This is a genomic window from Micromonospora sp. ABR4_055, from assembly GCF_056160425.1.
In genome coordinates, this window is record NZ_JBSWXD010000308.1 from 1 (window position 1) to 1,573 (window position 1,573).

Consider the following 1,573-nt stretch of genomic DNA (forward strand, 5'->3'; position numbering starts at 1 on the left):
AGGGTGTCCAGGTCTTGCGTCACAACATGATCTTGGATGCCCTCTCCTCATGCCCGGACATCGACCCCTGACTTCGGAACTACTCGTCTAGTCGAGTCGTACCCCGTTGACGCTGGGCACCGATACCGGCACCCACGACCCCACCGGTCACCATTGAAGAGCTGTCCGCAACATTTCCGGGAACTCGAGTGGGTTCGTCAAGGCGCATCGGACCCGCGAGACGACGGTGGGTCGGGACATAGCGGCGACAACAGGGCCGCGAGATGAGCCGGCCACCCCGCCGCCACCTCAAACGGCCGCCGACCGTCCACCGCGACCACGAGCAGTCATGGCCGGAAACTACCGCTCGCCAACCGCAAGTTTTCTGAATATCGATATGAGTCGATCGATGCGTTAATGCCAACACCAACTGCTCTTGGAGGACATGTTCATAAAGAATGCCGATATGCCCGATTCATCAACTTGGCGCCTCAGCACCAGGTGCCCGAACGCCCGCGCCGACTCGCCAACTTGCTCAGGTGCCCGACGCAGACAGAGATCGACACTCTCCGTCGCCACCTGGGTGGCCGACCGTCCAACTGAGCGTCATCAACCGTCCCTGCTGACCACGGATACGCATCGCCGCTGGGCAGCTCTCACCTGAAGAGCGACAGATTGTCCTACTTCCCTGTCGGAGGATCAGCATGATCTCCCAGACCCGTCCTGCCCGACGTCGGTTTCGAACGCTCTGGGCATCCGGCATCGCCGCACTTGTCGTAGTCCTGACCGTGTCGTTGATGCCGAATCTCGCCAGCGCGGCCGAAAGCACCCTGGGGGCGGCCGCCGCCCAGTCCGGCCGCTACTTCGGCACCGCCGTCGCTGCCAACAAACTCGGCGACTCGACGTACGTGAACATCCTCAACCGGGAGTTCACCAGCGTCACCGCCGAGAACGAGTTGAAACTCGACGCCACCGAACCACAACAGAACCAGTTCACCTTCACCAACGGCGACCGGATCGTCAACCACGCCATCTCCCGCGGCATGGCCGTCCGCAGCCACACCCTCGCCTGGCACTCCCAGCAACCCGGCTGGATGCAACAGATGGAAGGCAACGCCCTCCGCCAGGCCATGCTCAACCACGGCAACTCCGGCGCCCGCCGCAACTCCAACCTCCAACGCACCGGCAACGACTGCATCGAAGCCGCCTTCCGCGCCGCCCCGCCACCGACCCCGGCACCAAACGGTAGTTGTCAAGTCAAATTGAGACGGTTGGTGCCTGCTGGGTTGGCTGGTTGATCCAGGCCTGGTCGGGTAGCCGTGGTGCGCGTGGCCGGCGGGTGAACCGGTCCGGATGGGCGGCGTGGGCGGCGTCGAGGGCGCGTTGGCGCTGCTCGCGGACCTGCTCGGCGGTGCCGTAGCCTACCGCCCCGGCGTCCTCACCCTCCAACGCTGACCGAAACCCACACCACACCACGACGCGGGGGGGGGGGGGGGGGAGGAAGAAAGAAATGTCGTGTCAGGGGAGGAGGGGGGGGGGGGGGGGGGGGGGAAAAGAAAAAAGGGACATGAAGTTGGATGGGGTGTGAGGGGGG

General features: G+C 64.4%; 1 protein-coding gene. It reads left to right on the forward strand.

Going from position 1 to position 1,573, the window contains the following annotated elements; all coding sequences use genetic code 11:
- Positions 1-776 precede the first annotated feature (776 nt).
- Entirely contained in the window at positions 777-1,277 is a 501-nt protein-coding gene (locus ACXAHD_RS32065; protein WP_475055154.1) for an endo-1,4-beta-xylanase, read from the forward strand.
- The last annotated feature ends 296 nt before the right edge of the window (positions 1,278-1,573 follow it).

Excerpts from the sequence above, each read along its gene's own strand:
- ACXAHD_RS32065 (WP_475055154.1), top strand. The coding sequence starts at position 777 with ATGCCGAATCTCGCCAGCGCGGCCGAAAGCACCCTGGGGGCGGCCGCC.